Genomic DNA, 23,253 nt, shown 5'->3' with positions numbered 1-23,253 from the left:
CTACCCGATCCGTCCGGTGATATAGCTTTCAGTGCGGCTATCTTCGGGGTTGGTGAAAATTTTATCCGTATCGCCGTATTCCACAACGTTGCCCAAGTGGAAAAAGGCAGTTTTCTGGCTGACCCGCGCGGCCTGCTGCATGGAGTGCGTCACGATAACAACGGTGTAGCTGGCGCGGAGTTCGTCGATCAGCTCCTCAACCTGCGCCGTGGCAATCGGGTCAAGTGCGGAGCAAGGCTCGTCCATCAACAAAACTTCCGGCGCGGTGGCGATGGCGCGCCCGATACATAGCCGCTGCTGCTGGCCACCCGACAGGCCCGTGCCAGGCTGGTGAAGGCGATCTTTCACCTCATCCCAAATGGCGGCGCGGCGCAAAGATTGCTCAACAATTTCATCAAGTTCTGCCTTGTTCTTCGCCAAGCCGTGGATCGTGGGGCCGTAGGCCACATTGTCGTAGATCGACTTTGGGAAGGGGTTCGGTTTTTGGAACACCATGCCCACCCGCGCACGCAGTTGCACGGGATCGATGGACTTGGCGTAGATGTCTTCGCCTTCCAGCAAAATGTCACCCGTAACGCGGCAGATGTCGATGGTGTCGTTCATCCGGTTAATGCAACGCAAAAACGTGGACTTGCCGCAGCCTGACGGCCCGATGAATGCGGTGACGGACTTGTCCTCGATTTCGACGTCAACGCCTTTGATTGCGTGGGTGTCGCCGTAGAAGACGTCCACGTTCTTGGCGCTAATCTTGATATTTTTGGACATGGTCCGCTCCGTCTGAAATGTCTGTGTCGTATCGAGCATGGTTTACCACCGTCTTTCAAATCGTTTGCGCATGAACACGGCAATCGCATTCATCACGACAAGGAACAGGAGAAGCACGCAGATCGCCGCGGAAGTCCGCGCCTCGAACGCACGCTCGGGGAAGTCGGACCAGCGGAACACCTGCACCGGAAGCACCGATGCGCTGTCAGTGAAAGAGCCGGGGATATCCACGATAAAAGCCACCATGCCGATCATGATCAGCGGCGCTGTTTCACCCAAGGCTTGCGCCATGCCGATAATTGTCCCCGTCAAAATGCCTGGCATGGCCAATGGCAAGACGTGGTGCAACGCGGCTTGGATCGGGCTTGCGCCCAAGCCCACGGCGGCGTCACGGATAGATGGTGGCACGGCACGGATGGCGGCGCGGGAGGCGATAATAATCGTCGGCAGCGTCATAAGCGCCAACACGATCCCACCCGCCAGTGGTGCGGAGCGCGGCACGCCGAACACCCCCAGAAAAACCGACAGCCCGAGCAGACCGAACACGATCGACGGCACAGCCGCGAGGTTGTTGATGTTCACCTCAACGAAGTCGGTCAGCTTGTTCTTGGGTGCGAATTCCTCAAGATAGATCGCGGCCATCACACCCGTGGGGAAGGCCAGCAGGAAGGTCACGACCATTGTCCAGAACGACCCGACAACCGCGCCCCAGATGCCCGCCAGTTCCGGCTCGCGGCTGTCGCCTGCGGTAAAGAAGCGGGTGTTGAACACGACGTCCACTCTGCCCTGCGCCTGCAGCTGCTCAATCCAGATGATCTGGTTGTCAGACACTTTGCGCGAGGATTCCGGCAGGTCCGTGGTGAACAGCCCCCAAGTATTTGAGGCCGACACCGGACGCTCCATCGGCACGATAGCCTCGGCGATCCCGCCGCTTGGGGTGATCTGCGTCATCTTCAGCCAACCGCCTGCAACGTTGATCAGCACCGAACGGTTGTCTTCATTCAGCACCTCGTCACCGCCCGCAGCCACCGCGCGCAGGTCCAAGGCGTCCGCATCTGCCAGCAGTTTGTCGCGTGCAGCTGCGCGCGCTTCTGCCAGTGCGGTGTTCTTTTCACGCTCCTCTGTGGACTCCGCGACCTCCGCGCGGCGGGTAAATTCCACCACGCCGTTGTCTTGCAGTTTCGCCAAGCCGCGCAGACGGTCAGCGTTGACGGTCAGGCCTTCTTTGACGCGCTCCAGCGCTTTGGAAAAGTCATCCGAGGTTGAGGACACCAGATAGCTGCCGTCCTGCTCTGTCAGCGTCAGGTTGCCCTTCACCGCTTGCGAAACCAGATCCCCGAAGGCGCCTTTCAGGTAGAGGTCCGTCACATCCGACGCGAGGAATTCATAGTCGATGGTTTGGCCAATCAGCGACGGATCGGCGGCCACCTCATCAGCCAACTCAAACGCCGCGCCGGAGGATGTAAGGTCGTAGAGCTCACGGCGGACAGTGCGCCCCTTGGCATTCGGGAACTGTGCCTTCAACATGTCCTTGGTCAGCCCAGAGAAGTCAGCACGCCGGATGATGCTCGCGTCTTTGGTGCCATCAGGATCAATCTCGGACGCTTCCAGCGTCACCGGCAACGTCAGGTAGGTCTCCGTCAACGCACCACCCGCCTTGGTGAAGACAGAGCCCAAAAGTGCGATCAGCGCCGCGCCCGCAAAGGCCAGTGCGAAGATGCCATAGGCTTTCAGCCGTGTCTCAGCGGCACGCCGCTTACGGATGCGCTTGGCCGAGGCCTCGCCGGAGTGGCGCACGCTAAGTGTTGTCATATCAACCATTTGCCAAGGCCCTTAATCGTAAAGTTCGCGGTATTTGTGCACGACACGTTGCGCCGCGATGTTCATAAGCAAGGTTACGCAGAACAGCGTAAATCCAAGCGTGAAGGCGGGGCCTGCGGCGGTGGATGCCTCAGTGTCGCCGGTGATCAGCATAACGATTTGCACAGTCACGGTCGTGACGGCTTCCAGCGGGTTCGCAGTCAGATTTGCACCCTGCCCCGCGGCCATCACCACGATCATCGTTTCGCCCACAGCGCGCGACACGCCCAGCAGCACTGCCGACACGATGCCGGGCAACGCGGCAGGCAGCACAACCTGCCGGATGGTTTCCCCCTTGGTGGCCCCCAATCCATAAGAGCCGTCGCGTAGGGATTGTGGCACCGCGTTGATTACATCGTCCGACAAAGAAGAGATGAACGGGATAATCATGATCCCCATGACGATACCTGCCGCCAGCGCGCTCTCCGATGCGATGGTCAAGCCGATCGCCTCACCAGAGTTCCTTATGAATGGTGCCAGCGTGATCGCAGCGAAGAAGCCGTAAACAACCGTGGGGATACCCGCCAAAAGCTCCAGCATCGGCTTGGCCCATGCACGCACACGGGCGCTGGCAAAATCCGACAGGTAGATAGCGGACAACAATCCGATTGGAACCGCCACCAGCATGGCAATCACGGTGATCATCAACGTCCCAGCAAACAGCGGGATCGCGCCCACCTTGTCGGGGTCAAGCTTGCCCGCCTGCACGCCGGACAAAGGTGACCACGTCGTGCCGAACAGGAACTTATGAATTTGCCAGTCAATGTTGTCGAAGAAGTTGATCGTCTCGAAAATCAACGACATCACAATGCCAACCGTGGTCAGCACTGCGATAATGGCCGTCAGCATCAGCACGCGGCGCACGATGGTCTCGGAGCGGTTGCGCGCGCGCCATTCAGGGGCAATCTTTGCGATCGCCCAAAGCCCCGCGAGAACGGTCAGGCCCAGTGACACCGCGATGGTGCCCCACTGATGAAGCGCGCCTTTGCTTGTTACCTGCTCCGCCATAGCGATACGCAGCGCGTCGCTGCGCGAGGCAATGCCGCCGCTGGCAAGCGCATGGGCGTCCGACAACACCAGCTCGGCTTCAATCGGGGTCAGGTCAGGTTGTGCCGCCATAATGTCGGCTAGCAGGCTGCGCTCGATGTAGGCGCCCCATGCGGTGCCGATCACCAGCAGCGCCAAAATTCCGCAGATTGCGGATAGCATCATCGCCAGCGTGCCGTGGAAGTTCGGGCGGGAGTGCAGCTGGTGCACCTCGCCCCCAACAACGGACACGGCGCGGCTGCGGCCAACGAGGTAGAACGCCAGCGCAAGCGCCAGGATCGCGAAGAAAGTAACTGTCAGCATCCGCCCCCCGAAGGAAATCTAGTGGTCTTGCGTGGTATGGCAGGGGCCACACCCATGTGCCGCCCCTGCCCGTTTAGGTTGATCTAAGCCAGTGGGCTTAGTTCCATTCGTTGCCAGTCATCTTGGTCAACGCGCCAACGTTACCAGAGATGGTTTTGAACTCGTCTTCCGGCAGTGGGATCAGGCCTTTGTCGACCAGGTAACCCTCTTCGCCAGCTGCGCCCTCGGACATGAATTCGTTCGCGAATTCTTGCAGGCCCGGGATCACACCAACATGCGCGTTCTTGATGTAGAAGTACAAGGAACGCGACACAGGGTATTCGCCACCGGCGATGTTGTCGAATGTCGGCTCAACACCGTCCACAACAGCGCCTTGCAGCTTGTCGGAGTTTTGGTCGAGGAACGAGAAGCCGAAGACGCCAACCGCGTTCGGGTTCGCTTCCAGCTTGGACACGATCAGGTTGTCGTTTTCGCCTGCTTCGATGTATGCGCCGTCTTCGCGGATTTCGATGTCGTCACATGGGATGCCTGCGCCTTCGCAGCCTTCTTCCATGACCAGCTCTTCAAACGCGTCACGTGTGCCGGACGATGGTGGTGGTCCAAGAACCTCGATCTTGATGGCAGGCAGCGATGGGTCAACGTCGGACCACATGGCTGGCATGCTGTCTTGCTTGGCCAATGCCATAACCAACTGCTCGCGGGAGACACTGAATTCTGGGCCGCCCTTGGCGTTTGCGATGACGATACCGTCGAAACCAACAACAGCTTCAGTGACTTCGGTCACGCCGTTGTCTGCGCACAGCTTGAATTCTTTTGCTTTCATGCGGCGCGATGCGTTGGTGATGTCTGGGTGCTCTGTGCCGACGCCTGCGCAGAACAGCTTCATGCCGCCGCCGGAGCCAGTGGATTCAACAACTGGAGTTTGGAAATCTGTGGAGCGGCCGAACTGCTCAGCAACTGCGGTCGAAAATGGGAAAACGGTGGAAGAGCCAACGATGCGGATCTGGTCGCGGGCATCAGCAGCAGATGTAGCTGCGGCAGCGAGGATTGCGGCGGAAGCCACGGTTTTGACGAACGACATAGGGTCACTCCTTTGGTGTCATGTGCGCGCTCCCACCCTCGTGGCGGCAGCGAATGACCGACGATCTAGAGACGCCGTGCTGACCTTTTGTGAACCTTTCGTAACGGTTTCATGACAACCGACAGCCATTGCGTAAACTAATTACGGCCCAGCCGGAAAAAATACCGAAAAGCGGCTACCAACCCCTTGATCTGACTTGATTTCCAACCGCCCACGGTGCCGGTTCACAATGTGCTTCACAATTGCCAATCCCAGGCCAGTCCCGCCCTGATCACGGCTTCTGTGGTCGTCAACGCGGTAGAAACGCTCTGTCAGGCGGGGCAAATGCATCTCATCGATTCCCTCCCCCTCATCCCGAATCTCCACCTGAATGGCAGGCTGGCGCAGCGGCTGGTCACGGCTCAGCCGTTGGATGCCCACGTGGATGGTTTTACCTGCCCCCCCGTATTTGATCGCGTTCTCAATCAGGTTCAAAAACAGCTGGGTCAGTTGGTCGCGATCCCCGAGGATCGAAAACTCCTGCTCCAGATCGGCGGCCGCCACGGTGATGTCCGCGTCCGACAGCTTCCCCTCCAGCGTAGCAATGACGGAGCGCAGGACGCTTGCCAGATCAATCCTGTCGCGGGGGCGGATACGCTCGTCGACCTCCACACGGCTGAGCGACAGCAAGTCACTGACCATGCGGTTCATCCGCTGCGCTTCCTGCTCCATAATGGTTAGAAATCTGTCATGCGCATCCACATCACCGCGCGCAGGTCCGCGCAATGTCTCGATGAAGCCCATCAAGCTGGTCAGCGGCGTGCGCAGTTCGTGGCTGATGTTGGCCACAAAGTCGCGGCGCATCATTTCGCTTTCTTCTTGGCGCGATTGGTCCTCAAAACACAGAACCGCCGTGTCATCAGGCAGTGGGCTGGCGGATATCAGATAAACATTCTCGCCCGACTGCCCCGACATAATGAACCGCGCCGATCCTGCCGTTTTGCGGTCTAAACAGCCGTCAATTGCCGCCAGCACCGGCGCTTGGCGCAGCAGGGAGACAACATTAGCGCCCGATGTTTCACGGCCGAACACCTCCGCCATGGCGGAGTTCGTCAGCGTCACCATCCGGCTTTGATCCACCACCATGAGCGGTAGTGGAATGCCCTCCATGAGCGTTTCTACAGTCATTGTGGCCCTCGTCCGTGTTGTCCGTCCAACGTGTGATGGGTTACCTAGCTGCGAACGGTGCCGTCGCCAGTTACGATATACTTGAAGGACGTCAGCTGTTCCGCCCCCACAGGGCCGCGTGCGTGCATCTTGCCTGTGGCGATACCGATCTCTGCGCCCATGCCGAACTCCCCACCGTCCGCAAACTGCGTGGAGGCGTTGTGCATCAGGATCGCGCTATCTAGGCGGGACAGAAACAGATCCGCCGTCGCCTGATTTTCGGTCATAATACAATCGGTGTGGTTGGAGCCATATTCGCGGATGTGCGCCATCGCGTCCTCCACACTGCTCACGGTTTTCGCGGCGATTTCCATGTCCAAGAACTCATGCCCCCAGTGGTCTGGCCGCGCAGGCGATGTGCCTTCAATCTGGGCCAGCTTCATGTCCGCGTCCACCGTGACACCTTTGTCGAGCAGCGCACGGATAACACCTTGGCCGATGGTGTCCACGACGTCTTCGTGGATCAGCAGACATTCTGCCGCGCCGCAAATCCCCGTGCGGCGGGTCTTGGCGTTCATCACCACGTTCAGCGTTTTCACGGGGTCCGCGTCCTTGTCGATATAGATGTGAACGATGCCTTCCAGATGCGCAAAGACCGGCACGCGGGCTTCGCGTTGCACCAAGCCCACCAAGCCTTTGCCGCCACGCGGCACGATCACGTCGATGTGGTCGGTCATCGTCAGCATTTCGGTCACCGCTGCGCGGTCGCGGGTGGGCACCAGCTGGATCGCCGCCTCAGGCAGACCCGCGTCGCGCAGCCCTTGGGCCAAACAGTCATGGATTGCGCCCGAGGAATGGAAGCTTTCCGACCCGCCGCGCAAGATCACTGCGTTACCGGCTTTCAAGCACAACGCGCCTGCGTCCGCCGTTACATTAGGGCGGCTTTCATAGATGACGCCGATCACGCCAAGCGGCGTGCGCACGCGTTTGATGTGCAGACCGGACGCCATGTCCCATTCGGTAATCGTCTCGCCGACGGGATCGTCCTGCTCCGCCACCGCGCGCAGCCCGTCTTGCATGGCGCGGATACGGTCCTCGTCCAACATCAAGCGGTCCATCATCGCGGGTGACAGCCCTTTGGCGCGGCCAAACTCCATGTCCAACTTGTTGGCTGCGATGATTTTGTCGCGATTTTCCCAGACCGCTTCCGCCGCTGAAATCAGGGCGGCGTGTTTGCGCTCCGCACTCGCATAAGACAGCTCCGCAGCAGCGGCGCGAGCGTTCTTACCGATATCGGCCATGACTGCAGGAATATTCTCAACGTCGGTCATAGGATCAGGCTTTCTATGGAAGTTTCGCGTGGGGTTAGAGCACCATATCATCGCGGTGAACAAGGGCGGCGCGCCCCGGATACCCAAGTACGGCTTCGATCTCGCTTGACTGGCGGCCCGCCAAAAGCACGGCCTCTTCGGCGGTGTAGCGCGACAAGCCGACGCCTATGGTCGTCCCCTCTGGGCGGAGGAGTGACACAGGGTCGCCGCGTTCAAACTCGCCTGTCACCTCAGTGACGCCAGCGGGCAGAAGTGATTTCCCCCGCCCAAGCGCCGCAACCGCGCCCGCATCCAGCATCAACGCGCCTTGCGGCTTCATCGCAGAAATCCAGCGTTTGCGGGCCAGTTGCGGGTCTGTTTGCGGCACGAACCAGCTGGCGTTCGCGCCTGCCTCCAGCGCCGCCAACGGCCCCATGACGGAGCCTTCGGTGATCACCAGCGCCGCGCCGCCTGCCATTGCGGTCTTCGCCGCCATGACCTTGGTTTTCATGCCCCCTTTGGACAGGCCCGATCCGGCATCACCGGCCATCGCCTCAATCTCTGGGGTCACGTCGCGGATGACGTCCAAACGTGTGGCGGTCGGATCTTCGGCGGGGTTGGCCGTGTAGAGCCCGTCAACGTCGGACAGCAAGACCACCAAATCGGCGCCCACGGTCACCGCGACTTGCGCCGCCAACCGGTCGTTGTCGCCATAACGGATTTCATCTGTCGCGACAGTGTCGTTCTCATTCACGATCGGCACAACACCCATGCGCAGCAGTTGGCCAAGCGTGGCGCGTGAATTCAAGTATCGGCGGCGGTCACGGCTGTCTTCCAAGGTGACCAAGACCTGCGCGGTTGTTACTTCATGCGGCGCAAGCGCGTCCTCGTAGGCGCGGGCCAGACGGATTTGACCGACCGCGGCGGCGGCTTGTGATTGCTCCAGCGGCAACGCCCCTGCCCCAAGACCTAGCACCGTGCGCCCCAAAGCGATGGAGCCCGACGAGACCAGCACCACGTCCTGCCCCCGCCGTTTCAGGCGCAGTACGTCTTGCGCAAGGCCGTGCAACCATTCCTGCCGCAACGCGCCGGTGTTTCGGTCCACCAGCAAGGCGGAGCCGATCTTGATGACGACGCGCTTGGCGTCTGGCAATGCTGTCGTTACGGGCGCCATTGCTCAGGCTCCTCGCTGGCTTTGGCGATGCGCAGACGATCCTCCTGAATCTCGGCACGCACCGCGCGCAGCACCTCTGTCAGCCCCTCGCCAGAGACACCGGACATCATCATCACCGGACCACCGCACGCAGCTTCCAGTTCTGCCTTTTTCTCCGCGCGCTCCTCATCATCGAGGGCGTCAATCTTGTTCAGCGCCGTCACCCGTGGCTTGTCCGCCAATTCGCCGCCGTAGGCTTCAAGCTCAGTGATAATAGTCTGGTAATCCTCGGCCACGGTGTCAGAGCTGCCGTCGACCAGATGCAACAGCACCGAGCAACGCTCCACGTGGCCCAAAAAGCGGTCTCCGATGCCCTTGCCTTCGGAGGCACCCGCGATCAGGCCCGGAATATCAGCCATCACGAATTCCGCGTTATCAACGCCAACGACGCCCAAGTTCGGGTGCAACGTGGTGAACGGGTAATCCGCGATCTTCGGTCGGGCGTTGGATGTCGCGGCGAGGAACGTCGATTTACCCGCGTTGGGCAGCCCTAAGAGGCCGGAGTCCGCGATCAGTTTCAGGCGCAGCCACAGCGTCCGTTCTACCCCCGGCTGGCCGGGGTTGGCGCGACGTGGGGCTTGGTTGGTCGCCGATTTAAAGTGCAGGTTGCCCCAGCCACCGTTGCCACCTTGCGCCAAGACGATGCGCTGGCCCACTTCGGTGACATCCGCGATCACGGTGTCTTCATCCTCGTCGAGGATTTCTGTCCCGACGGGCACGCGCAAAATCACGTCCTCGCCGCTTTTACCGGTACGTTGCTGGCCCATGCCGCCTTGGCCGGACTTCGCAAAGAAGTGCTGCTGGTAGCGGAAGTCGATGAGCGTGTTCAGCCCTTCAACACCTTCGGCGATGACGTCACCGCCACGGCCACCGTCACCACCATCCGGGCCACCGTATTCGATGTACTTCTCACGACGAAAGCTGATGCTACCGCCCCCGCCGCCACCAGAGCGAACATATACCTTTGTGAGGTCGAGAAATTTCATAGTCTTTCGCCTTTTCTAGCGGGTTGGCGCAGCCATACCGCAGGTGGCCGCTGCGCTCAATCCAGCTTCTTAATATAGGTCCACGTGGGCACCGACGCGTCACGCGCAACCGAGAAGGTTTCGGCGTCGCCGATGTATTCGAACCCCGCGTTCGTCAAAACCCGCGCCGAGGCGGGGTTGTCTTGAAAGACCGAACCGAACAGCGTCCGGCAGGCTTGCGGGTTCGCCGCGACCAAAGCCTCAACCGCTTTCGATGCCAAACCATTGTTCCACAGCTGCGGCGCAACCCAATAGCCGATCTCTGACTGCTCACGATCCATGCGGGTCAGCCCGATCACGCCCAGAACCTGTGAGCCGTCGTCGGAGGGGTCGATCACCCACGCATCTTCGGCGCGGTCGTCCGCAAGCGAGCGCTCAATAAAGCCCTCGGTACAACCGGGGGGCAACGGGTGCGGGATCGACGATGTTGCCTTGGCAATCCGCTCATCGCCCGCATAAAGGCTCAACTGCCCCGCGTCGGCCTTGGTCAATGGACGCAGAACAAATCCGTCGGCCTCAATCACCGGCTGTGTGTATTTATCCTCAAAACTCATTATTTGCCTCCCGCAAATAGTACAAAAAGGACGCTTGCGACGGTTAAAGCCGCCAAGGTCCACATCAAATATTTCTCGGCGGGGCGCCCCGCCACGCTGCGCGCAATGCGCTCCCCGCCGTATGTCCAAATCGGATGAAGCACCAATTGGAGGCCCAGTAATATCAGGGCAATTGTAACGGTTGCTTCAAGACTTGGTGTGTCGGCGGTGGTAAATGCGGTGAAACTCGCCGTGACCATGGCCCAGGCTTTCGGGTTCAACGGGTGCACAATCAGCCCCGCCGCAAATCCGGGCGCCTTCGCCTCGGTGTTCGTGTTCAAACGCAGGTTTGCCACGCGCCACGCCAACCAGATAATATATAGCGCCGACGCCCACTTTAGCGCCTCGAAAAGCCACGGCGCGCTATCTGCCAGTTGCATCAAGCCAAAACCTACGGGCCAAATGATCAACTGCTTGCCGAGTGCCACGCCAAACACAAATGGCATAGCGCGTCGCAGGCCATACCGCGCACCGGTTGCCAGCAGGGCCATGTTGGCCGGCCCTGGTGTGCCGACCTGTGAGGCGGCAAAGATGGCAAATGATGCAGCGGCGACGCTCATGGTCAGCCCTAACTATGCAAACAGAAAAAGGGACCGGTTTTTCAACCGATCCCTCAAATTTTTAACCTTGTGGGTCTCGGTTACTCGGCAGCCTCCGCCATCGGGACGATCGAGACAAAGGTGCGGCCTTTCAGGCCTTTGTGGAACTTCACGTTGCCTTCGACTTTGGCGAAGATCGTGTGATCTTTCCCCATGCCGACGCCTTCGCCAGGCCACTTAACAGTGCCGCGTTGACGAACGATGATGTTGCCAGGAATGACGAGCTCGCCGCCATATTTTTTCACGCCAAGACGGCGACCTGCTGAGTCGCGACCGTTCCGGGACGAACCACCTGCTTTTTTATGTGCCATTGTGTGTCTCCTTAGCCTTTAGCGAGTTCTGCAGCCTGCTCGAGCCAGTTATCCCGGTCGATGCGGCCTTTGAAATTCAGTTTCTCGTCCATATCAGCAATGTCCTCTGGGGTCCATGCTGCGATCTGGGCAAATGTTGTCACGCCAAGATCGTGAAGCTTGCCGACGATAACCGGACCAACACCACTGATGCGCGACAGATCGTCAGCGCCGTCAGTTTTCGCAGCAGCCTTCTTAGGCGCGGCTTTCTTTGGTGCAGCGGCTTTTTCAGCTTTTGCAGCTGGCTTGGCGGCAGCTTTTTTCTTGGCAGGTGTCGCAGTGTCCAAAGCAGCAACCGAAACGCCAGCGCCATTGATGGCAGCTTTAACGCCGGACTTACCTGCACCCTTTTCAAGGATGTCGGTGATGCGCAGCAGCGTCAGTTGTTGACGGTGGCCCTTGGTCCGCTTGGACGAGTGCTTACGACGACGCTTAACGAAGTTGATCGTTTTTACGCCTTTGATCTGGTCGATGACTTCGGCTTGAACGCCTGCGTCTTCAACCAACGGAGCACCTACAGTGCCGCCAACCATCAAAATTTCGTTGAATTGGATTGTGTCGCCAGCGGCGGCATCCAGTTTCTCGACACGCAGAACATCGCCCGAGGCGACTTTATACTGCTTGCCGCCGGTTTTTAGAACCGCGAACATATCGCATACCCTTTTGTTATCCGCGTCCTGTGGCCCCGCATTTTGCGGCGTTCATGGGCCCGTTCGGGCCACCTCGGACAGCGCGCCCCCGGATCGGGACGTCATTGCATAAATCCACGCATCATGCGCAGATGCGGGCTTATGTTGGAATTGCACGCCCCTGTCAACCGGCTCCGCCCGAATATCGTCGCGGTAATCAGCTTAATTGCATTGGCGCTGGCTGGGTGCAGCCCAAACGCGCCGTCGCACCTGCCAAATCCGGTGCTATTGCCAGCACATGCCGTGGGTAACGCGGTATCAAACGCCACTTACAACGCGCGTCGTGCCACTGTCAAAAGCTATGTCGCGCGCAACTTTTCTGCACTTACCCAAAACATACGCACTGGCGGCGGGGACGTCTTATCAAAAGCCTACGACCTCGCCCGCGTGCCCACGCAACGCCGCCCTGCCCTGACGCAGATGCTGGCAGCGGACCCCGCCTTATCCGCAGATGTAGAAGCACTAACCGTCAGCCTCATGGTGCACGGGATTTAGGTGTCTTCGCCAATCATGAACTGGGCTGTCGCGCGGCCCAACTCATAGCTTTGTTGCTCGAACATCTTGTCGAACCCCGCGAATAGCACCGCGTTCAGACGCTGCCCTGCCTCGGTTTCGGATATATCGATGTAGCTTTGCAGCTCCGCCTTGGTGAGCGCGCTGTAGGCCACGGTGGAGAAGTTGATCGTCCACTCCTCCATCTCCTCGCGGATTTCCGGCTCTTGCTCCCAAACGGAGGACAGCATGAAGCTTTCGCTCAACCCTTCTGCGTAGCTCTCGTTCGTCGCCATCCCGCGGTAGAATGCCAGATTGGAGTTCAGCGCCCCCGCGACATTGCTTTCAACCAGCCCGTTCACCTCGATGAAATGCTGGTACATTAAGTAGAGCGCCGGATCGTCCTTACGCAGTGCGTCGACCTTGGCGGCGGCCTCCGCCTCCCCAGCTTCGGAGTTCAGCGCCTCGCGCGCCTCGATCTCGATCTGCACGATCCGTGCGCCGAGGTCTGTCTCGAAGAAGGCCAGCGCCTCCTCCGTCTCCTCAATGCCTTTCACGGCCTTCATGCCGTCGATAAACGCTAACTTGGCCTTCTCGGGGTCGTAGATCGACTCTAGCCGTGCCGTCCATGCAGGCGATGGGGACACGCTGTCGGGGCTGGACATGTCGCGCCCCGCCGCCACGCCTTCGTCTTGCAGCACCTTGAACACGGTCTCCATATCCAAGGCGGTGAAATAGCGATCCACAAGCGACGCGCTCTGCGCTGCGACTGCCGAGGCCGAAATCATCAACGCGGTAAAACTAGCTGTCAGAAGACGCATCACATATCCTTTTAAACGGAATTTACCCGCAAGATATGCCCCAAACGCCCGCGCGACAATGGCCGCCGCTATGAATTTATTGCGAGACGCCCCCGCTTGCGCGGAAATCGGCACAGATGGGCTTGCGGCGGGCGAACAGGCCCGCTAAACCCCGCGCACCTGATCACAAATCAGCCTCTGCGGAGAGGTGCCGGAGTGGTCGAACGGGACGGTTTCGAAAACCGTTGAGCTCGAGAGGGTTCCCAGGGTTCGAATCCCTGTCTCTCCGCCAGATATCCCCGGTGCGCAGGGGGTGGGCACAATAAAGCCCCACATTTACTGGTTATTGACAAACTTGCATCAACATCTGGCCCCAAACCTCCCGCAAAGAATGTGGGACAAAATGAGGGTTGAGATATGAACGGTTCGTCATTTCCTGAGTCAAAGCGGCGTGTGAAGTCAGGTCCGCACGTTGAAAAGAAGCTTAACGCCGCATTCGTGCGAAAAGCTGGTCCTGGAAGACACGCGGACGGCGGAGGTCTTTATTTGAAGGTTGATTTATCCGGGGCGCGTCGTTGGATGCTTCGGACGGTTGTTCGCGGACGCCGCCGCGATATTGGCCTTGGATCAGCAAATCTGGTGACGTTAGCAGAAGCGCGAGAAAAGGCCCTCGACCTACGTCGGATTGCTCGAAGTGGAGGAAATCCGAAAGTGCGGACGCGCGAAGATGAAGGTAAAGTCATAACTTTCAAAGAGATTGCCTGCCTCGTTCACGAGCGGAAGTTCAAGGACAGAAAGAACAATGGTAAGCACATCGCGCAATGGATTCGGACACTTGAAACCTACGCTTTTCCGATTCTGGGTGATTTGGCAGTTTCGGAGATAAATCAGGATGATATCGAAGCGGTCATTGACCCCATTTGGACGACGAAGGCACCAACGGCCAGCCGCGTGCTTCAACGCATATCAGTAGTCTTCGATTTTGCATGTGGCCGTGGCTATCGGACTACTGGTAATCCAGCGGCAGGAATGCTGGGTACGATGAGACCACAAGGGCAAAAGGCAAAGCATTTCTCTGCAATGGACTATCACGATCTTCCAGAGTTGATGAAAAGGCTTTCGCGGCAAAATGTGGTCGGTGCACTGGCGCTGCGGTTCACTATTCTTACGGCTTTGCGCTCTGGATCGGTGCGGCACGCGCGTTGGGATCAGTTTGACGCAGGTCTCACCGAATGGACTATCCCTGCTGAAATGATGAAGACACGCAGCGAGTTCATTGTTCCGATCTCTATGCATGCACGCGAAGTGCTTCTCACGGCGCAGATACATCGTACCAATGGCAGCCCACTTGTCTTCTCATCGCCGAGCAATCCAAAGAAACCAATCTCCGACAATACGATGCGGAAGCTGCTTCAAACCTACGTGCCGGGGGTTACTGTTCATGGGATGCGGGCGGCATTTAGAACGTGGGCGCGAGAAGATACGGCTGCTCCCGATGACGTTGCGGAGATGGTCCTCTCCCATGCTGTTGGCTCGAAGACAGTCCAAGCCTACAACCGAGCCAAGCTGCTTCACGAGCGTCATAAGTTGCTTGAGCAGTGGGGGATGTGGGCTATGGGTGAGTTTGAGCTTTATGCAGACCCTGAGACCCGCGCAGCAGAGGTGGGTCGGCGTACGATCCAGATGTTCGCAAGTCTCGATTAGTGCCCCTCGGCGAGACGGATGCGCAGCGAGGCTTATGGTCTGGGCCGCTATCAGCCTGAAGATGGAGCTGAGGGGGGCGCCTAACGCGCTTGAAACTTTCTCCTCAACCATGTTTCATTGGCACTTGCCGCATCACCAAAGAATAGTGATAAGTGATCAAAAACAATGTTTTACCCGAGCAGGATAGTTATGCCCAGAACTTCTGAATTTTCATCGTACGTTTTTATTAAGAATGATTTGAAGGCTTTTGGTTGGAATGTAAGAAACCCGAACAGAGATGCCGCTGGCCAACTTTATTCGCAACAGGAGTGTTTGGATCACCCTGAACTCGCTGCTGGCCTCGGAAAGCAGAAACCCGAGTATGTCGTCAAAGTTCGGGAAGACGCCTACTGGGTAATCGAAGCGAAAGGTAGCCTCGATAAGATTGATGCCGCTTATAATGAAGCCGTACAGTATGCCAGAGATATTAACGCAAAAACGAAGCTCATTCGCGCCTCAATAGCCACTGGCGTGGCTGGTTCGGATGAGCAAGGATATATCGTCAAAACCGGTGCGATCCTCCCTGACGGCTCTGTCAAAGTCATTGAGTATAACGGAAAGCCAATAACCGGCTTTCTCTCGCCCTCACAGGCGACTCATTTGGCCGATAACCAAACTAACGTCCTCAACACTTTGGTAACTGATGAGGTTGTGCTGTTAAGCATTGCCGAACAAATCAACGAGGAGCTTCACAAAGCATCTATCAACAAAGATCTGCGCGCCACAGTAATGTCTTCAGTTCTATTGGCTATGGTCTCCGATACACTGCCAAACTTCAATGCATCGCCAGATGTATTTATTAAGGATATCAATAATAGAGCAGAAGACGTTTTGATAAACCATTCAAAGAGAGAGTTTGCTGAGTATATTGAGCTTAGATTGCCTCACGAAGATGCAGCTAAGGCAAAGTACAAAGCGGCGGTCGTGAAGGTTTTCTTTCTGCTGAGAAAAATAAATATCAAGGCGGCCATGGACGGCAGCCACGATCTTCTGGGGAAGTTTTATGAAGTTTTTCTCAAATATGGCAATGGCGCAAAGGACATTGGCATTGTCCTGACTCCTCGTCACATAACTGAATTTTCAGTTGAGATTCTGGACATAAACTCCGATGACCTTGTGTACGATCCCGCCTGCGGAACCGGAGGATTTCTTGTCGCTGCATATGATAAAATTCGCCAAGAATATCCGGGCGATGTGGAGATGTTCAAAAAGCACCGGATATTTGGTGTCGAGCAACAAGCAAACGTGGCATCGCTTGCAATCGTCAATATGGTCTTCCGGGGTGACGGGAAAAGCAATATTATCAATGATGATTGCTTATCTCTGCATTTAACAAGAAAAATAAGGAATGGTGAGGTTAGCGCCGAGTACACCAAAGAAACTGCTGACCGTCTTTCGGTTTCGAAAACCCTGATGAACCCACCATTCGCATTGAAACGGGATGACGAGCAAGAATATACTTTTGTTGACCATGCATTGAACCAGATGGTGGACGAAGGCTTGCTTCTCGCGGTTCTTCCAGTTTCTGTTATGTACTCTGGAGGTAAAGAGCTCGCATGGAGAAAACGGCTCTTAGAACGAAACACCGTGATGGCAGTGATTTCATTTCCTAATGACCTTTTCTACCCGCAGGCGTCGGTTGAGCCATTGATTGTTGTGATAAAAAAGGGGCAGCCTCACTCGACTACGCAAAAGACTCTTTTTTCCCGGATAAGTGATGATGGCTTCCTCAAGCTTAAAAAACGGCGACTGCCTCATGGTAGAGCGTCGCAACTCGATGAGCTAACCCCCCAAATAAAGTCGTTTCTCTCTGGGAGTGGTATGGTTGTCGAGACACCTGGGATTCTTCAGGAGAAGGTCATTGACTTGAACGATGATCATTTGGAGATCGTGCCTCAGTTTTACTTAGATCATCCAGAGTTAGGTGACGATCAGATTAGGGCGGAAATGGGCGCGATTTATTCGGAACTCGTGTTTCAGGAAATGCGGAGATCTTTTCAGGAAGCGCAGGAGAAATAGAATGAAAATCAGTGATATTTTTAAGGTAGCAGTCGCCCGTTCGAAAAGCGTAGACGACTACACAAGTGGTATGGTCCCGTTTGTCACCAATACTGAGCTGAACAACGGGATCGTAGATTACGTTGAGCCATTCGATGATGATAAAGTATTTTCAGGGCCTGCAATCTGCATTTCCGGTCTTGGTCACGCAACTGTGCACGCCAAATCGTTTTTGCCAAAAGGAAATGGTGGCGATTCCTGTACAATCCTTTCCGCGCTTGATGAGCTGACCCATACAGAACTGGTTTATTACGCCGCATTGTTTAACGTCCTGCACAAATGGCGGTTCTCGTATGGACGGAAAGCGAGCAAAAGGAGGTTGGAAAATCTTGACTTATCACCCACTCACAGCGAGACATCAATCGATCTAAGCGGCGAAATCGAAAGCAATAATGAAATGATGCTGGCGCTTCTGAAGTCCAAAGAAGCCGCTCTTTCTGAGGTATAAGCTTCAGCGAGTTTCAATATGTCTCGCTTTTTTTCGAACCCGAGTTTTGGCTTTTTCTTGCGTCAGGTTTTGGGGCGAATGCTGTTTTGTTTGGTGCTGTAGCGAAGCGGTGCGGTGACTGCTAAGATTCGCAAGCCGCACCCTAAGCGTGTCTCGCAGGAAGATTAGTTCCAGAAATAAACGCCTGATATGAGGCCGCCTAACAGGAGGCCGGTCAGGCCAGTTAGAAGACGTGTGGGAAGGTCTCTTGTCTCCTTGCTTGGTTGAGCTTCCAAGCGAGCTGTATTTGATTTCAGAGCGCGTTCCAGCGTTCCAAGGCGGCTGTTGGTCTGCTGCTGCTCCATGTTGATTCTGGCAAGCGTTTTCGACTGGGCCGCGGTCTCCATAAGAGCCTGGGACAGCCCCCCAACTGTCCTTTCTGAATGGCGGGCAGCGGCTGCCGCTTTCTGCCGGATTTCCTCGATCTGAGCTTCCCAGTCGATTGTGTGGGTCATCTTTGCTCTCCTCTCTGAGTGTGTTTATTTCCCGGATAAGGCGGTTAGCTTCTGCGCGGGTTCGCCCAGCGTCTATTCGCTCCCACTCCGGTTTGCCTGTGGGATACTTTTTGCGTTTGATTATGGAGCGGCCAGTTGGACCTTCGTGTATCTGTGGAATGCGGTCGATGCCTTGCTTTTTGAATGACAAAGGACTTATGGCACATTCAGGTCCGAATCCCCATTCGTGCATTTTTTGGTTATGAATACTGGCCCAGCATTTTGCCCAACGCTCAACTGCGTTTTTTCGCGCCATCCCGAGAACGCTGCGTGGTCTTCCCCTTGTTCCGGTTTTCTCGTGAATGTCGAATGCTACGAGATGGAAGTGGGGGTTTTTGACATCGTTGCCGGCCTTGTCGTGGATAGCGAGGATATAGCTTGCCCTACCCTGTGTCAGGACTTCAGCGAACGCGGAAGCAAGTTCTGCACGCTGCTCTGGCGTGGTTTCTACGGGTAATGCGATGATGAATCTCTCACACGCTCTTCCCTTTCGTTTCAGCGCGTTTTGCTCAGCAGAGCTTGCATGTTGCTGATCCGTATCGCGGCCAAATCTCGCTCGCAGGACTTTTCTCGCCGCCGAAGGCCGAGTTATGTAGCGGAGATGTGCTGCCGTCTGTCCTGCTTTCGCTACTCGGCCTTTCGTTTCGCACTTTGGCGAAAAGGTTTTTACTGAATGTCGAAACGAAAACAGTGCCATGTCTTTCCATTTTGGATTAGGGATAAAATGACTATTTTATCCGTTGTGCGCCTTCAAAAATTGAACATAGGGAATGAAAGCAATGGATGAAAAACTAAAAAAATCGCTTGATACCATTTTGGCTAACGCGGCGAGACACTGCGTCAGATTCAGATTGGTAGATCATGACTTCACCGCGATCCCCTCTTCGGATCTCCGGCGGCTGGCCTCCTCTATGCTTGATTATTTCGAAGAGGAAATGGAAGGTCTGAGAGGTAATGTCGGAGGAACTTTTGAAGGAAGCGTGCCTTCTGGAACCGGGGCCGAGGGCGCGCCGCCTTTGGGAGTTAATCGCTCAACACGTGGTCATTGGCGTTAGAGGGCGGAAGAGAACTCCGATAACCCTTTGTACCGCGTTCGGCCTTGCCAGCTTTCTCTAAAGCTACCAGCGCCCGTCTCACCGCAACCCGCAGACTGTCGGAACCTCTAACATTGTTGAAGATCGAGCCCGAACGCTCTGCTATCTCCGATTGAGTAAAATAGCCGCCGGGATGAGTCTTAGCGAGCTCCACCAGCACGCGTTCGATGTCAGCTACGCGTTCCATGGTGTCCTGTGAAGGTTGCTTGTTGTGATTGGCAACTTTCGCCTGTGTCAACGCTTTCGAAAATGCCTTTGGCTCCATCGGGATTGCCATCGGAACGGTAACGTCGCAGCCTTCATGATCCACGCCGATTCTCAACGCCGACAACTTGAATGGAAGTGAGCCCAGTTCTTGGGCGTTCTTTTGTTTGATTGCATTGAGCAAAACGACTTTTTCTGACCCAGTTACAGACGTTTTCGAAATCAAGCAGAGGCAGTCAACATTTCCATGGAATGCCGAGGATCCCCGCGGTCGGTCGGGATTGCCGTTCCCCACGTGATGAACAAATACGACGGATGAGCGAGTGGTTTGAGCAATAAATGTCGCGTTCCCAACAACAGTGCCCATCGAGCTCGACGAGTTCTCGTCTGCCTCACCTATACACCGATTCAGCGTATCAAAGATTACAAGCGCTTGCTCACAACCATATTCGGCCTTTTTTGCCTCGATGAACCTTGCGACCTTCTCCGGTGTTTCAGCGTCCATCAGATTAGGTGCGCCGTGGATCACGTAAAACGGTGCATTTGCACAGGCTGGGTCTCGCATATACGGGTGTGCTCGGCAAAGAACTCCGTAAGCGTCTTCGGCGGCGTAGTAGATTACAACCGTTTTTCGGACAGACAAACCGCCAAAGTCACGACCCTGCGCAGCATGTGCCGCTATCGCCGCCGAAATAGTTGATTTGCCAAGTCCGGGCGCGCCCGCAATCATCGAAACCTCGCCGGGTTTGAAAAGGTTCTTCACAACAAAGGGTGCGTTAAGTTGGGGGCGAAACTCACCAGCCTTGGTTACGGCAGGTGCAGAGCTATATTTAGATTTTGGGGATGTGATGTTCATAGTCATTCTTTCATTTTGAGTAAGTCAAGATCGGCACCGCGCCTCTCCCTCCTGAAGAAGACATTGTTCCGGAGGTGACCGGACCAAAATGAAACCGCAAAAAAAGTTCTGGGCGGACGGACACCCACACCGCCCCATAGGGGGCGGGGTGTCCGTCCGTCCAGAACTGCTATTGATCGGCTCAGTTCACCTTGCCAAATGGACTTGGGATCTCAATGTGGGATAGAATGGCAGTTAATATTTGATTATCGCCCTGATATCGATTAATAATCAATATATTAGGCCAGAAGTGCTTCAGCCTGTCTCTCCGCCACACACCTTACCTCAAAACTCATCCTTCAAACGTCGCAGTTCCGCGAAGACTTCGCCTTCGCTCGCGTTTTCCATGCCAAGGCCTGCGCGGATAGCTGGGTCGTTGCAGCGCAGGAAGGGGTTTGTTGCCAGCTCTGCCTCCAGCGTTGTTGGCACGGTCGGGTCGCCTTGATCGCGGAGCTGGTCGACCTCAATTGCGCGGTTTTTCAAGACCATGTTGCTGGGATCAACGGACAGGGCGAACGCCGCGTTCGCCTGTGTGTACTCATGGGAGCAATAGATTGTCGTCTGCGCGGGCAATTTCATCAGTTTTTGCAAGCTGGCCCACATATCCGCAGGCGCCCCCTCAAACAGCCGACCACAGCCCATCACGAAGAGCGTATCCCCTGTAAAAACAATACCTTCCGATGCAACATGAAAGTTAAGCATATCCATCGTGTGACCGGGGGTGTGGATGACACCTACAGTGCGCCCCGCGAACTCAAACGTCTGACCGCCTTCGAGCACCCTATCCACACCAGCAATGCCCGACGGGCCATAAACAGTGGCGCCGCTGGCGGCTTTGACTTCCGGCAAGCCGGTGACGTGGTCGTGATGGTGGTGCGTCACCCAGATTTGCGTGGGCGTCCAGCCGGTTTCCTTGATCGCCGCCATGTAGGACGGCCCGTCGCCCACGTCGATTGCCGCGGTCTCACCCGTGTCAGGATCGTGAATCAGCACCCCGTAGTTTTGAAGTGGCGGATGCGGGAACTGGTGGATTTGCAGCATGGGGGCCTCCGGATGTCACTGTTGCGCTTTAGCCGTAAAGCCCCCTACGCCGTGGCGCAATGCTATTGCAAATCCGTCGACACCGTGCGCAGCCCCGCCGACAGCACCGCCACATCCGAGGCAACAGCCACGAAGCGCGCGCCCATGTCGACGTAATGCGCGGCGCGTTTTGCGTCAAAGCTAAGGCACCCTGCGATCTTGCCGGACGCTGCGATCTTGCGTAACGCAGCGTCAATGGCCGCCTGCACAGGGGCCGCATCTAGATCGTGCAGATACCCCATGGAGGCCGCCAGATCAGCGGGGCCGATAAACACGCCGTCCACGCCGTCCACTGCGCAGATTTCGTCCAGATTCTCCAGCGCCGTCACCGTCTCCGCCTGAACCATCAGGCAAACGCGGTCGTTGGCTTCGGCCAAATACGCGGTGTCCTGATCGTAGCCGGAGGCCCGCACAATCGCTGCCCCTATCCCACGGGTGCCCTGTGGAAATTCCTTCGACGGGTAGCGCATGGCGCAGGCTAAGGCGTGGGCCTGCTCGGCGGTATCAACCATAGGAACAACGACCGTATGAAGCCCCAGATCAAGCACCTGCTTGATCATCCAGTCCTCCGCTTTGGGGATACGCACGCAGGCATCAGGCCCCAAGACGCGCGCTTGCTCTGCGATGTTGGCGATGTCGTATGCGCCGTGCTCACCGTCAATCAAACACCAGTCCAAACCGGAGGTCGCGGCAATTTCCGCACTGGCGGCGCTGCCCAGCCCCAACCACAACCCGCGTTGAACCTTACCAGCAAGGAGATGTGTTTTTAGCGATGACATTAGTCGGTCCTTTCAAGACAATAACGGTTGTACCTGATCAAAAATAATCACATCATCTGTCACATAAAATCGGATGAAATACATCCTGTCTGGGAGGACTCTATGAATAAACTACTGAAAACCACCTCGGCGGTGGCCCTTACCTTTGCATTCGTTGGCGAAGCTGCGGCGACTGAATGGAACGTGTCCGTATGGGGCAAACGCCGCGCCTTCACGGAACACGTGGAGAAATTGGCCGAGCTGGTTTCCGAGAAGACCAACGGCGAATTTACCATGAACGTCAGCTACGGCGGGCTGTCCAAGAACCGCGAAAACCTTGATGGTATCTCCATCGGTGCGTTCGAGATGGCGCAGTTCTGTGCGGGCTACCACCGCGACAAAAACCGTGTTGTGACCGTACTGGAGCTTCCGTTCCTTGGCGTTACCAATCTGGAAGAAGAAGTTGCCGTATCCCAAGCTGTTTACGCGCACCCTGCTGCTGCCGAGGAAATGGCCCAGTGGAACGCAAAGCTGCTGATGACTTCGCCAATGCCGCAGTACAACATCGTCGGCACCGGCGAACCGCGTGACACGCTTGAAAAGATGAACGGCATGCGCGTGCGTGCAACGGGCGGTCTGGGCAAGGCGTTTGAAGCCGTGGGTGCGGTCCCGACATCTGTGACCGCGACCGAGGCTTACCAAGCGATGGAATCCGGCGTTGTGGACACGGTGGCATTCGCGCAGCATGCGCATTTGTCCTTTGGTACGATCAACCAAGCCGAGTGGTGGACCGCCAACCTGAACCCTGGCACTGTGAATTGCCCCGTTGTGGTCAACATCGACGCGTACGAGTCGCTGTCTGATGCGGAGCGCGAAGCGCTCGACAGCTCCATCCCTGAGGCGCTGGATCACTACCTCGCCAACTACGGTGAGCTGCTGAAGAAATGGGACTCGGTTCTGGAAGAAAAAGGCGTCACCAAGGTCGAGATTAGCGACGAGGTGCTGGCCGACTTCCGCGCCAAGGCGGCTGACCCAGCCCGTGAAGAGTGGATCGCGGACATGGAAGCCCAAGGCCTGCCTGGCCAAGAGCTTTACGACCTTGTCGTGAAAACGCTGGCTGAAAAGCGCGGCGGCTAAGGCCAAACCCACAAGCGGCGCCCCAGTGAG

At 56.7% G+C, this 23,253-nt stretch carries 23 protein-coding genes, 1 tRNA gene and 1 pseudogene; 7 read left to right on the top strand and 18 right to left on the bottom strand.

Annotation, left to right across the window (positions count from 1 at the left end; genetic code table 11):
* The 12 genes from pstB to BLW66_RS04070 form a co-directional block, all read right to left on the bottom strand.
* The gene (gene pstB, locus BLW66_RS04125) at positions 1-765 is read right to left on the bottom strand and encodes a phosphate ABC transporter ATP-binding protein PstB (protein ID WP_244508541.1); all 765 of its coding nucleotides are present in this window, start codon (positions 763-765) and stop codon (positions 1-3) included.
* 42 nt (positions 766-807) lie between these two features.
* Positions 808-2,586, bottom strand: coding sequence for a phosphate ABC transporter permease PstA (pstA, locus tag BLW66_RS04120; protein WP_089945277.1), 1,779 nt, complete (start codon positions 2,584-2,586; stop codon positions 808-810).
* A gap of 12 nt (positions 2,587-2,598) precedes the next feature.
* Positions 2,599-3,975, bottom strand: coding sequence for a phosphate ABC transporter permease subunit PstC (gene pstC / locus BLW66_RS04115; RefSeq protein WP_089945276.1), 1,377 nt, complete (start codon positions 3,973-3,975; stop codon positions 2,599-2,601).
* Between the two features lie 97 nt (positions 3,976-4,072).
* Positions 4,073-5,056: a PstS family phosphate ABC transporter substrate-binding protein gene (locus BLW66_RS04110; protein ID WP_089945274.1), complete on the bottom strand. Its 984-nt coding sequence runs from the start codon at positions 5,054-5,056 to the stop codon at positions 4,073-4,075.
* A 141-nt stretch (positions 5,057-5,197) separates the two neighbouring features.
* Positions 5,198-6,223, bottom strand: coding sequence for an ATP-binding protein (locus BLW66_RS04105; RefSeq protein ID WP_089945272.1), 1,026 nt, complete (start codon positions 6,221-6,223; stop codon positions 5,198-5,200).
* A gap of 44 nt (positions 6,224-6,267) precedes the next feature.
* Positions 6,268-7,533, bottom strand: coding sequence for a glutamate-5-semialdehyde dehydrogenase (locus tag BLW66_RS04100; protein WP_089945271.1), 1,266 nt, complete (start codon positions 7,531-7,533; stop codon positions 6,268-6,270).
* 34 nt (positions 7,534-7,567) lie between these two features.
* Complete coding sequence (gene proB, locus BLW66_RS04095) at positions 7,568-8,686, bottom strand: glutamate 5-kinase (RefSeq protein ID WP_089945269.1); 1,119 nt, start codon at positions 8,684-8,686, stop codon at positions 7,568-7,570.
* Positions 8,674-9,711, bottom strand: coding sequence for a GTPase ObgE (obgE, locus tag BLW66_RS04090; protein WP_089945267.1), 1,038 nt, complete (start codon positions 9,709-9,711; stop codon positions 8,674-8,676). The genes proB and obgE overlap by 13 nt, the downstream gene beginning before the upstream one ends.
* A 56-nt stretch (positions 9,712-9,767) precedes the next feature.
* Positions 9,768-10,304 carry a GNAT family N-acetyltransferase gene (locus BLW66_RS04085; RefSeq protein ID WP_089945265.1) on the bottom strand — a complete coding sequence of 179 codons (537 nt, stop codon included), beginning with the start codon at positions 10,302-10,304 and terminating at the stop codon, positions 9,768-9,770.
* Positions 10,304-10,903, bottom strand: coding sequence for a LysE family translocator (locus tag BLW66_RS04080; protein WP_089945263.1), 600 nt, complete (start codon positions 10,901-10,903; stop codon positions 10,304-10,306). Before BLW66_RS04080 ends, BLW66_RS04085 begins: the two co-directional genes overlap by 1 nt.
* Positions 10,904-10,983: 80 nt before the next feature.
* Positions 10,984-11,253 (bottom strand): 50S ribosomal protein L27, encoded by a 270-nt coding sequence (gene rpmA / locus BLW66_RS04075; RefSeq protein ID WP_073141622.1) that lies wholly within the window; start codon positions 11,251-11,253, stop codon positions 10,984-10,986.
* Positions 11,254-11,264: 11 nt separating this feature from the next.
* Positions 11,265-11,942: a 50S ribosomal protein L21 gene (locus BLW66_RS04070; protein ID WP_089945261.1), complete on the bottom strand. Its 678-nt coding sequence runs from the start codon at positions 11,940-11,942 to the stop codon at positions 11,265-11,267.
* 141 nt (positions 11,943-12,083) lie between these two features.
* On the opposite strand from BLW66_RS04070, the gene BLW66_RS04065 reads away from it, so the two are divergent.
* A complete protein-coding gene (locus BLW66_RS04065; protein WP_139254522.1) occupies positions 12,084-12,476 on the top strand; it encodes a hypothetical protein in 393 nt (130 codons plus the stop codon).
* Here the strand turns inward: BLW66_RS04065 and BLW66_RS04060 are convergent.
* Positions 12,473-13,294, bottom strand: a complete 822-nt coding sequence (locus BLW66_RS04060) for a DUF2059 domain-containing protein (RefSeq protein WP_089945257.1) — start codon at positions 13,292-13,294, stop codon at positions 12,473-12,475. The two genes, BLW66_RS04065 and BLW66_RS04060, sit on opposite strands and share 4 nt — an antisense overlap.
* Positions 13,295-13,475: 181 nt before the next feature.
* Here BLW66_RS04060 and BLW66_RS04055 point away from each other — a divergent pair.
* The 4 genes from BLW66_RS04055 (at position 13,476) to BLW66_RS04040 (ending at position 17,522) form a co-directional block, all read left to right on the top strand.
* Positions 13,476-13,565: transfer RNA gene (locus BLW66_RS04055), tRNA-Ser, on the top strand.
* Positions 13,566-13,690: 125 nt separating this feature from the next.
* Positions 13,691-14,977: a tyrosine-type recombinase/integrase gene (locus BLW66_RS04050; protein ID WP_089945255.1), complete on the top strand. Its 1,287-nt coding sequence runs from the start codon at positions 13,691-13,693 to the stop codon at positions 14,975-14,977.
* Between the two features lie 189 nt (positions 14,978-15,166).
* On the top strand, positions 15,167-17,035 hold the full coding sequence (locus tag BLW66_RS04045; RefSeq protein ID WP_170833386.1) for an HsdM family class I SAM-dependent methyltransferase: 1,869 nt from the start codon (positions 15,167-15,169) through the stop codon (positions 17,033-17,035).
* 1 nt (position 17,036) lies between these two features.
* On the top strand, positions 17,037-17,522 hold the full coding sequence (locus BLW66_RS04040) for a restriction endonuclease subunit S (RefSeq protein ID WP_089945251.1): 486 nt from the start codon (positions 17,037-17,039) through the stop codon (positions 17,520-17,522).
* A 164-nt stretch (positions 17,523-17,686) separates the two neighbouring features.
* On the opposite strand, the gene BLW66_RS18055 is transcribed toward BLW66_RS04040, so the two are convergent.
* Together BLW66_RS18055 and BLW66_RS18265 are read right to left on the bottom strand one after the other, a co-directional pair.
* Positions 17,687-18,016: a hypothetical protein gene (locus tag BLW66_RS18055; RefSeq protein WP_244508540.1), complete on the bottom strand. Its 330-nt coding sequence runs from the start codon at positions 18,014-18,016 to the stop codon at positions 17,687-17,689.
* Between the two features lie 127 nt (positions 18,017-18,143).
* A pseudogene (locus tag BLW66_RS18265) lies at positions 18,144-18,752 on the bottom strand (MobA/MobL family protein); the annotation flags it as partial.
* A gap of 82 nt (positions 18,753-18,834) precedes the next feature.
* Between BLW66_RS18265 and BLW66_RS17725 the strand changes: the two are divergent.
* Entirely contained in the window at positions 18,835-19,110 is a 276-nt protein-coding gene (locus BLW66_RS17725; RefSeq protein WP_139254521.1) for a hypothetical protein, read from the top strand.
* Here the strand turns inward: BLW66_RS17725 and BLW66_RS04030 are convergent.
* From BLW66_RS04030 to BLW66_RS04020, 3 genes are all read right to left on the bottom strand, one after another.
* Positions 19,079-20,209, bottom strand: a complete 1,131-nt coding sequence (locus BLW66_RS04030; RefSeq protein WP_170833385.1) for an AAA family ATPase — start codon at positions 20,207-20,209, stop codon at positions 19,079-19,081. The two genes, BLW66_RS17725 and BLW66_RS04030, sit on opposite strands and share 32 nt — an antisense overlap.
* Before the next feature lie 324 nt (positions 20,210-20,533).
* Positions 20,534-21,289: a hydroxyacylglutathione hydrolase gene (gene gloB, locus BLW66_RS04025; protein ID WP_089945246.1), complete on the bottom strand. Its 756-nt coding sequence runs from the start codon at positions 21,287-21,289 to the stop codon at positions 20,534-20,536.
* A 62-nt stretch (positions 21,290-21,351) separates the two neighbouring features.
* On the bottom strand, positions 21,352-22,107 hold the full coding sequence (locus BLW66_RS04020) for an HpcH/HpaI aldolase family protein (protein ID WP_089945244.1): 756 nt from the start codon (positions 22,105-22,107) through the stop codon (positions 21,352-21,354).
* Positions 22,108-22,209: 102 nt separating this feature from the next.
* Here BLW66_RS04020 and BLW66_RS04015 point away from each other — a divergent pair, with 102 nt between their 5' ends.
* Entirely contained in the window at positions 22,210-23,223 is a 1,014-nt protein-coding gene (locus BLW66_RS04015) for a C4-dicarboxylate TRAP transporter substrate-binding protein (RefSeq protein ID WP_089945242.1), read from the top strand.
* The last annotated feature ends 30 nt before the right edge of the window (positions 23,224-23,253 follow it).

The organism is Litoreibacter albidus, assembly GCF_900107015.1.
In the GTDB taxonomy this organism is placed as follows: domain Bacteria; phylum Pseudomonadota; class Alphaproteobacteria; order Rhodobacterales; family Rhodobacteraceae; genus Litoreibacter; species Litoreibacter albidus.
This window is presented reverse-complemented; position numbering and strand designations above follow the sequence as displayed.

Coding starts and splice junctions, on each gene's coding strand:
- pstB (WP_244508541.1), bottom strand. CDS start 765: ATGTCCAAAAATATCAAGATTAGCGCCAAGAACGTGGACGTCTTCTAC.
- pstA (WP_089945277.1), bottom strand. CDS start 2,586: ATGGTTGATATGACAACACTTAGCGTGCGCCACTCCGGCGAGGCCTCG.
- pstC (WP_089945276.1), bottom strand. CDS start 3,975: ATGCTGACAGTTACTTTCTTCGCGATCCTGGCGCTTGCGCTGGCGTTC.
- BLW66_RS04110 (WP_089945274.1), bottom strand. CDS start 5,056: ATGTCGTTCGTCAAAACCGTGGCTTCCGCCGCAATCCTCGCTGCCGCA.
- BLW66_RS04105 (WP_089945272.1), bottom strand. CDS start 6,223: ATGACTGTAGAAACGCTCATGGAGGGCATTCCACTACCGCTCATGGTG.
- BLW66_RS04100 (WP_089945271.1), bottom strand. CDS start 7,533: ATGACCGACGTTGAGAATATTCCTGCAGTCATGGCCGATATCGGTAAG.
- proB (WP_089945269.1), bottom strand. CDS start 8,686: ATGGCGCCCGTAACGACAGCATTGCCAGACGCCAAGCGCGTCGTCATC.
- obgE (WP_089945267.1), bottom strand. CDS start 9,711: ATGAAATTTCTCGACCTCACAAAGGTATATGTTCGCTCTGGTGGCGGC.
- BLW66_RS04085 (WP_089945265.1), bottom strand. CDS start 10,304: ATGAGTTTTGAGGATAAATACACACAGCCGGTGATTGAGGCCGACGGA.
- BLW66_RS04080 (WP_089945263.1), bottom strand. CDS start 10,903: ATGAGCGTCGCCGCTGCATCATTTGCCATCTTTGCCGCCTCACAGGTC.
- rpmA (WP_073141622.1), bottom strand. CDS start 11,253: ATGGCACATAAAAAAGCAGGTGGTTCGTCCCGGAACGGTCGCGACTCA.
- BLW66_RS04070 (WP_089945261.1), bottom strand. CDS start 11,942: ATGTTCGCGGTTCTAAAAACCGGCGGCAAGCAGTATAAAGTCGCCTCG.
- BLW66_RS04065 (WP_139254522.1), top strand. CDS start 12,084: ATGTTGGAATTGCACGCCCCTGTCAACCGGCTCCGCCCGAATATCGTC.
- BLW66_RS04060 (WP_089945257.1), bottom strand. CDS start 13,294: ATGCGTCTTCTGACAGCTAGTTTTACCGCGTTGATGATTTCGGCCTCG.
- BLW66_RS04050 (WP_089945255.1), top strand. CDS start 13,691: ATGAACGGTTCGTCATTTCCTGAGTCAAAGCGGCGTGTGAAGTCAGGT.
- BLW66_RS04045 (WP_170833386.1), top strand. CDS start 15,167: ATGCCCAGAACTTCTGAATTTTCATCGTACGTTTTTATTAAGAATGAT.
- BLW66_RS04040 (WP_089945251.1), top strand. CDS start 17,037: ATGAAAATCAGTGATATTTTTAAGGTAGCAGTCGCCCGTTCGAAAAGC.
- BLW66_RS18055 (WP_244508540.1), bottom strand. CDS start 18,016: ATGACCCACACAATCGACTGGGAAGCTCAGATCGAGGAAATCCGGCAG.
- BLW66_RS17725 (WP_139254521.1), top strand. CDS start 18,835: ATGGATGAAAAACTAAAAAAATCGCTTGATACCATTTTGGCTAACGCG.
- BLW66_RS04030 (WP_170833385.1), bottom strand. CDS start 20,209: ATGAACATCACATCCCCAAAATCTAAATATAGCTCTGCACCTGCCGTA.
- gloB (WP_089945246.1), bottom strand. CDS start 21,289: ATGCTGCAAATCCACCAGTTCCCGCATCCGCCACTTCAAAACTACGGG.
- BLW66_RS04020 (WP_089945244.1), bottom strand. CDS start 22,107: ATGTCATCGCTAAAAACACATCTCCTTGCTGGTAAGGTTCAACGCGGG.
- BLW66_RS04015 (WP_089945242.1), top strand. CDS start 22,210: ATGAATAAACTACTGAAAACCACCTCGGCGGTGGCCCTTACCTTTGCA.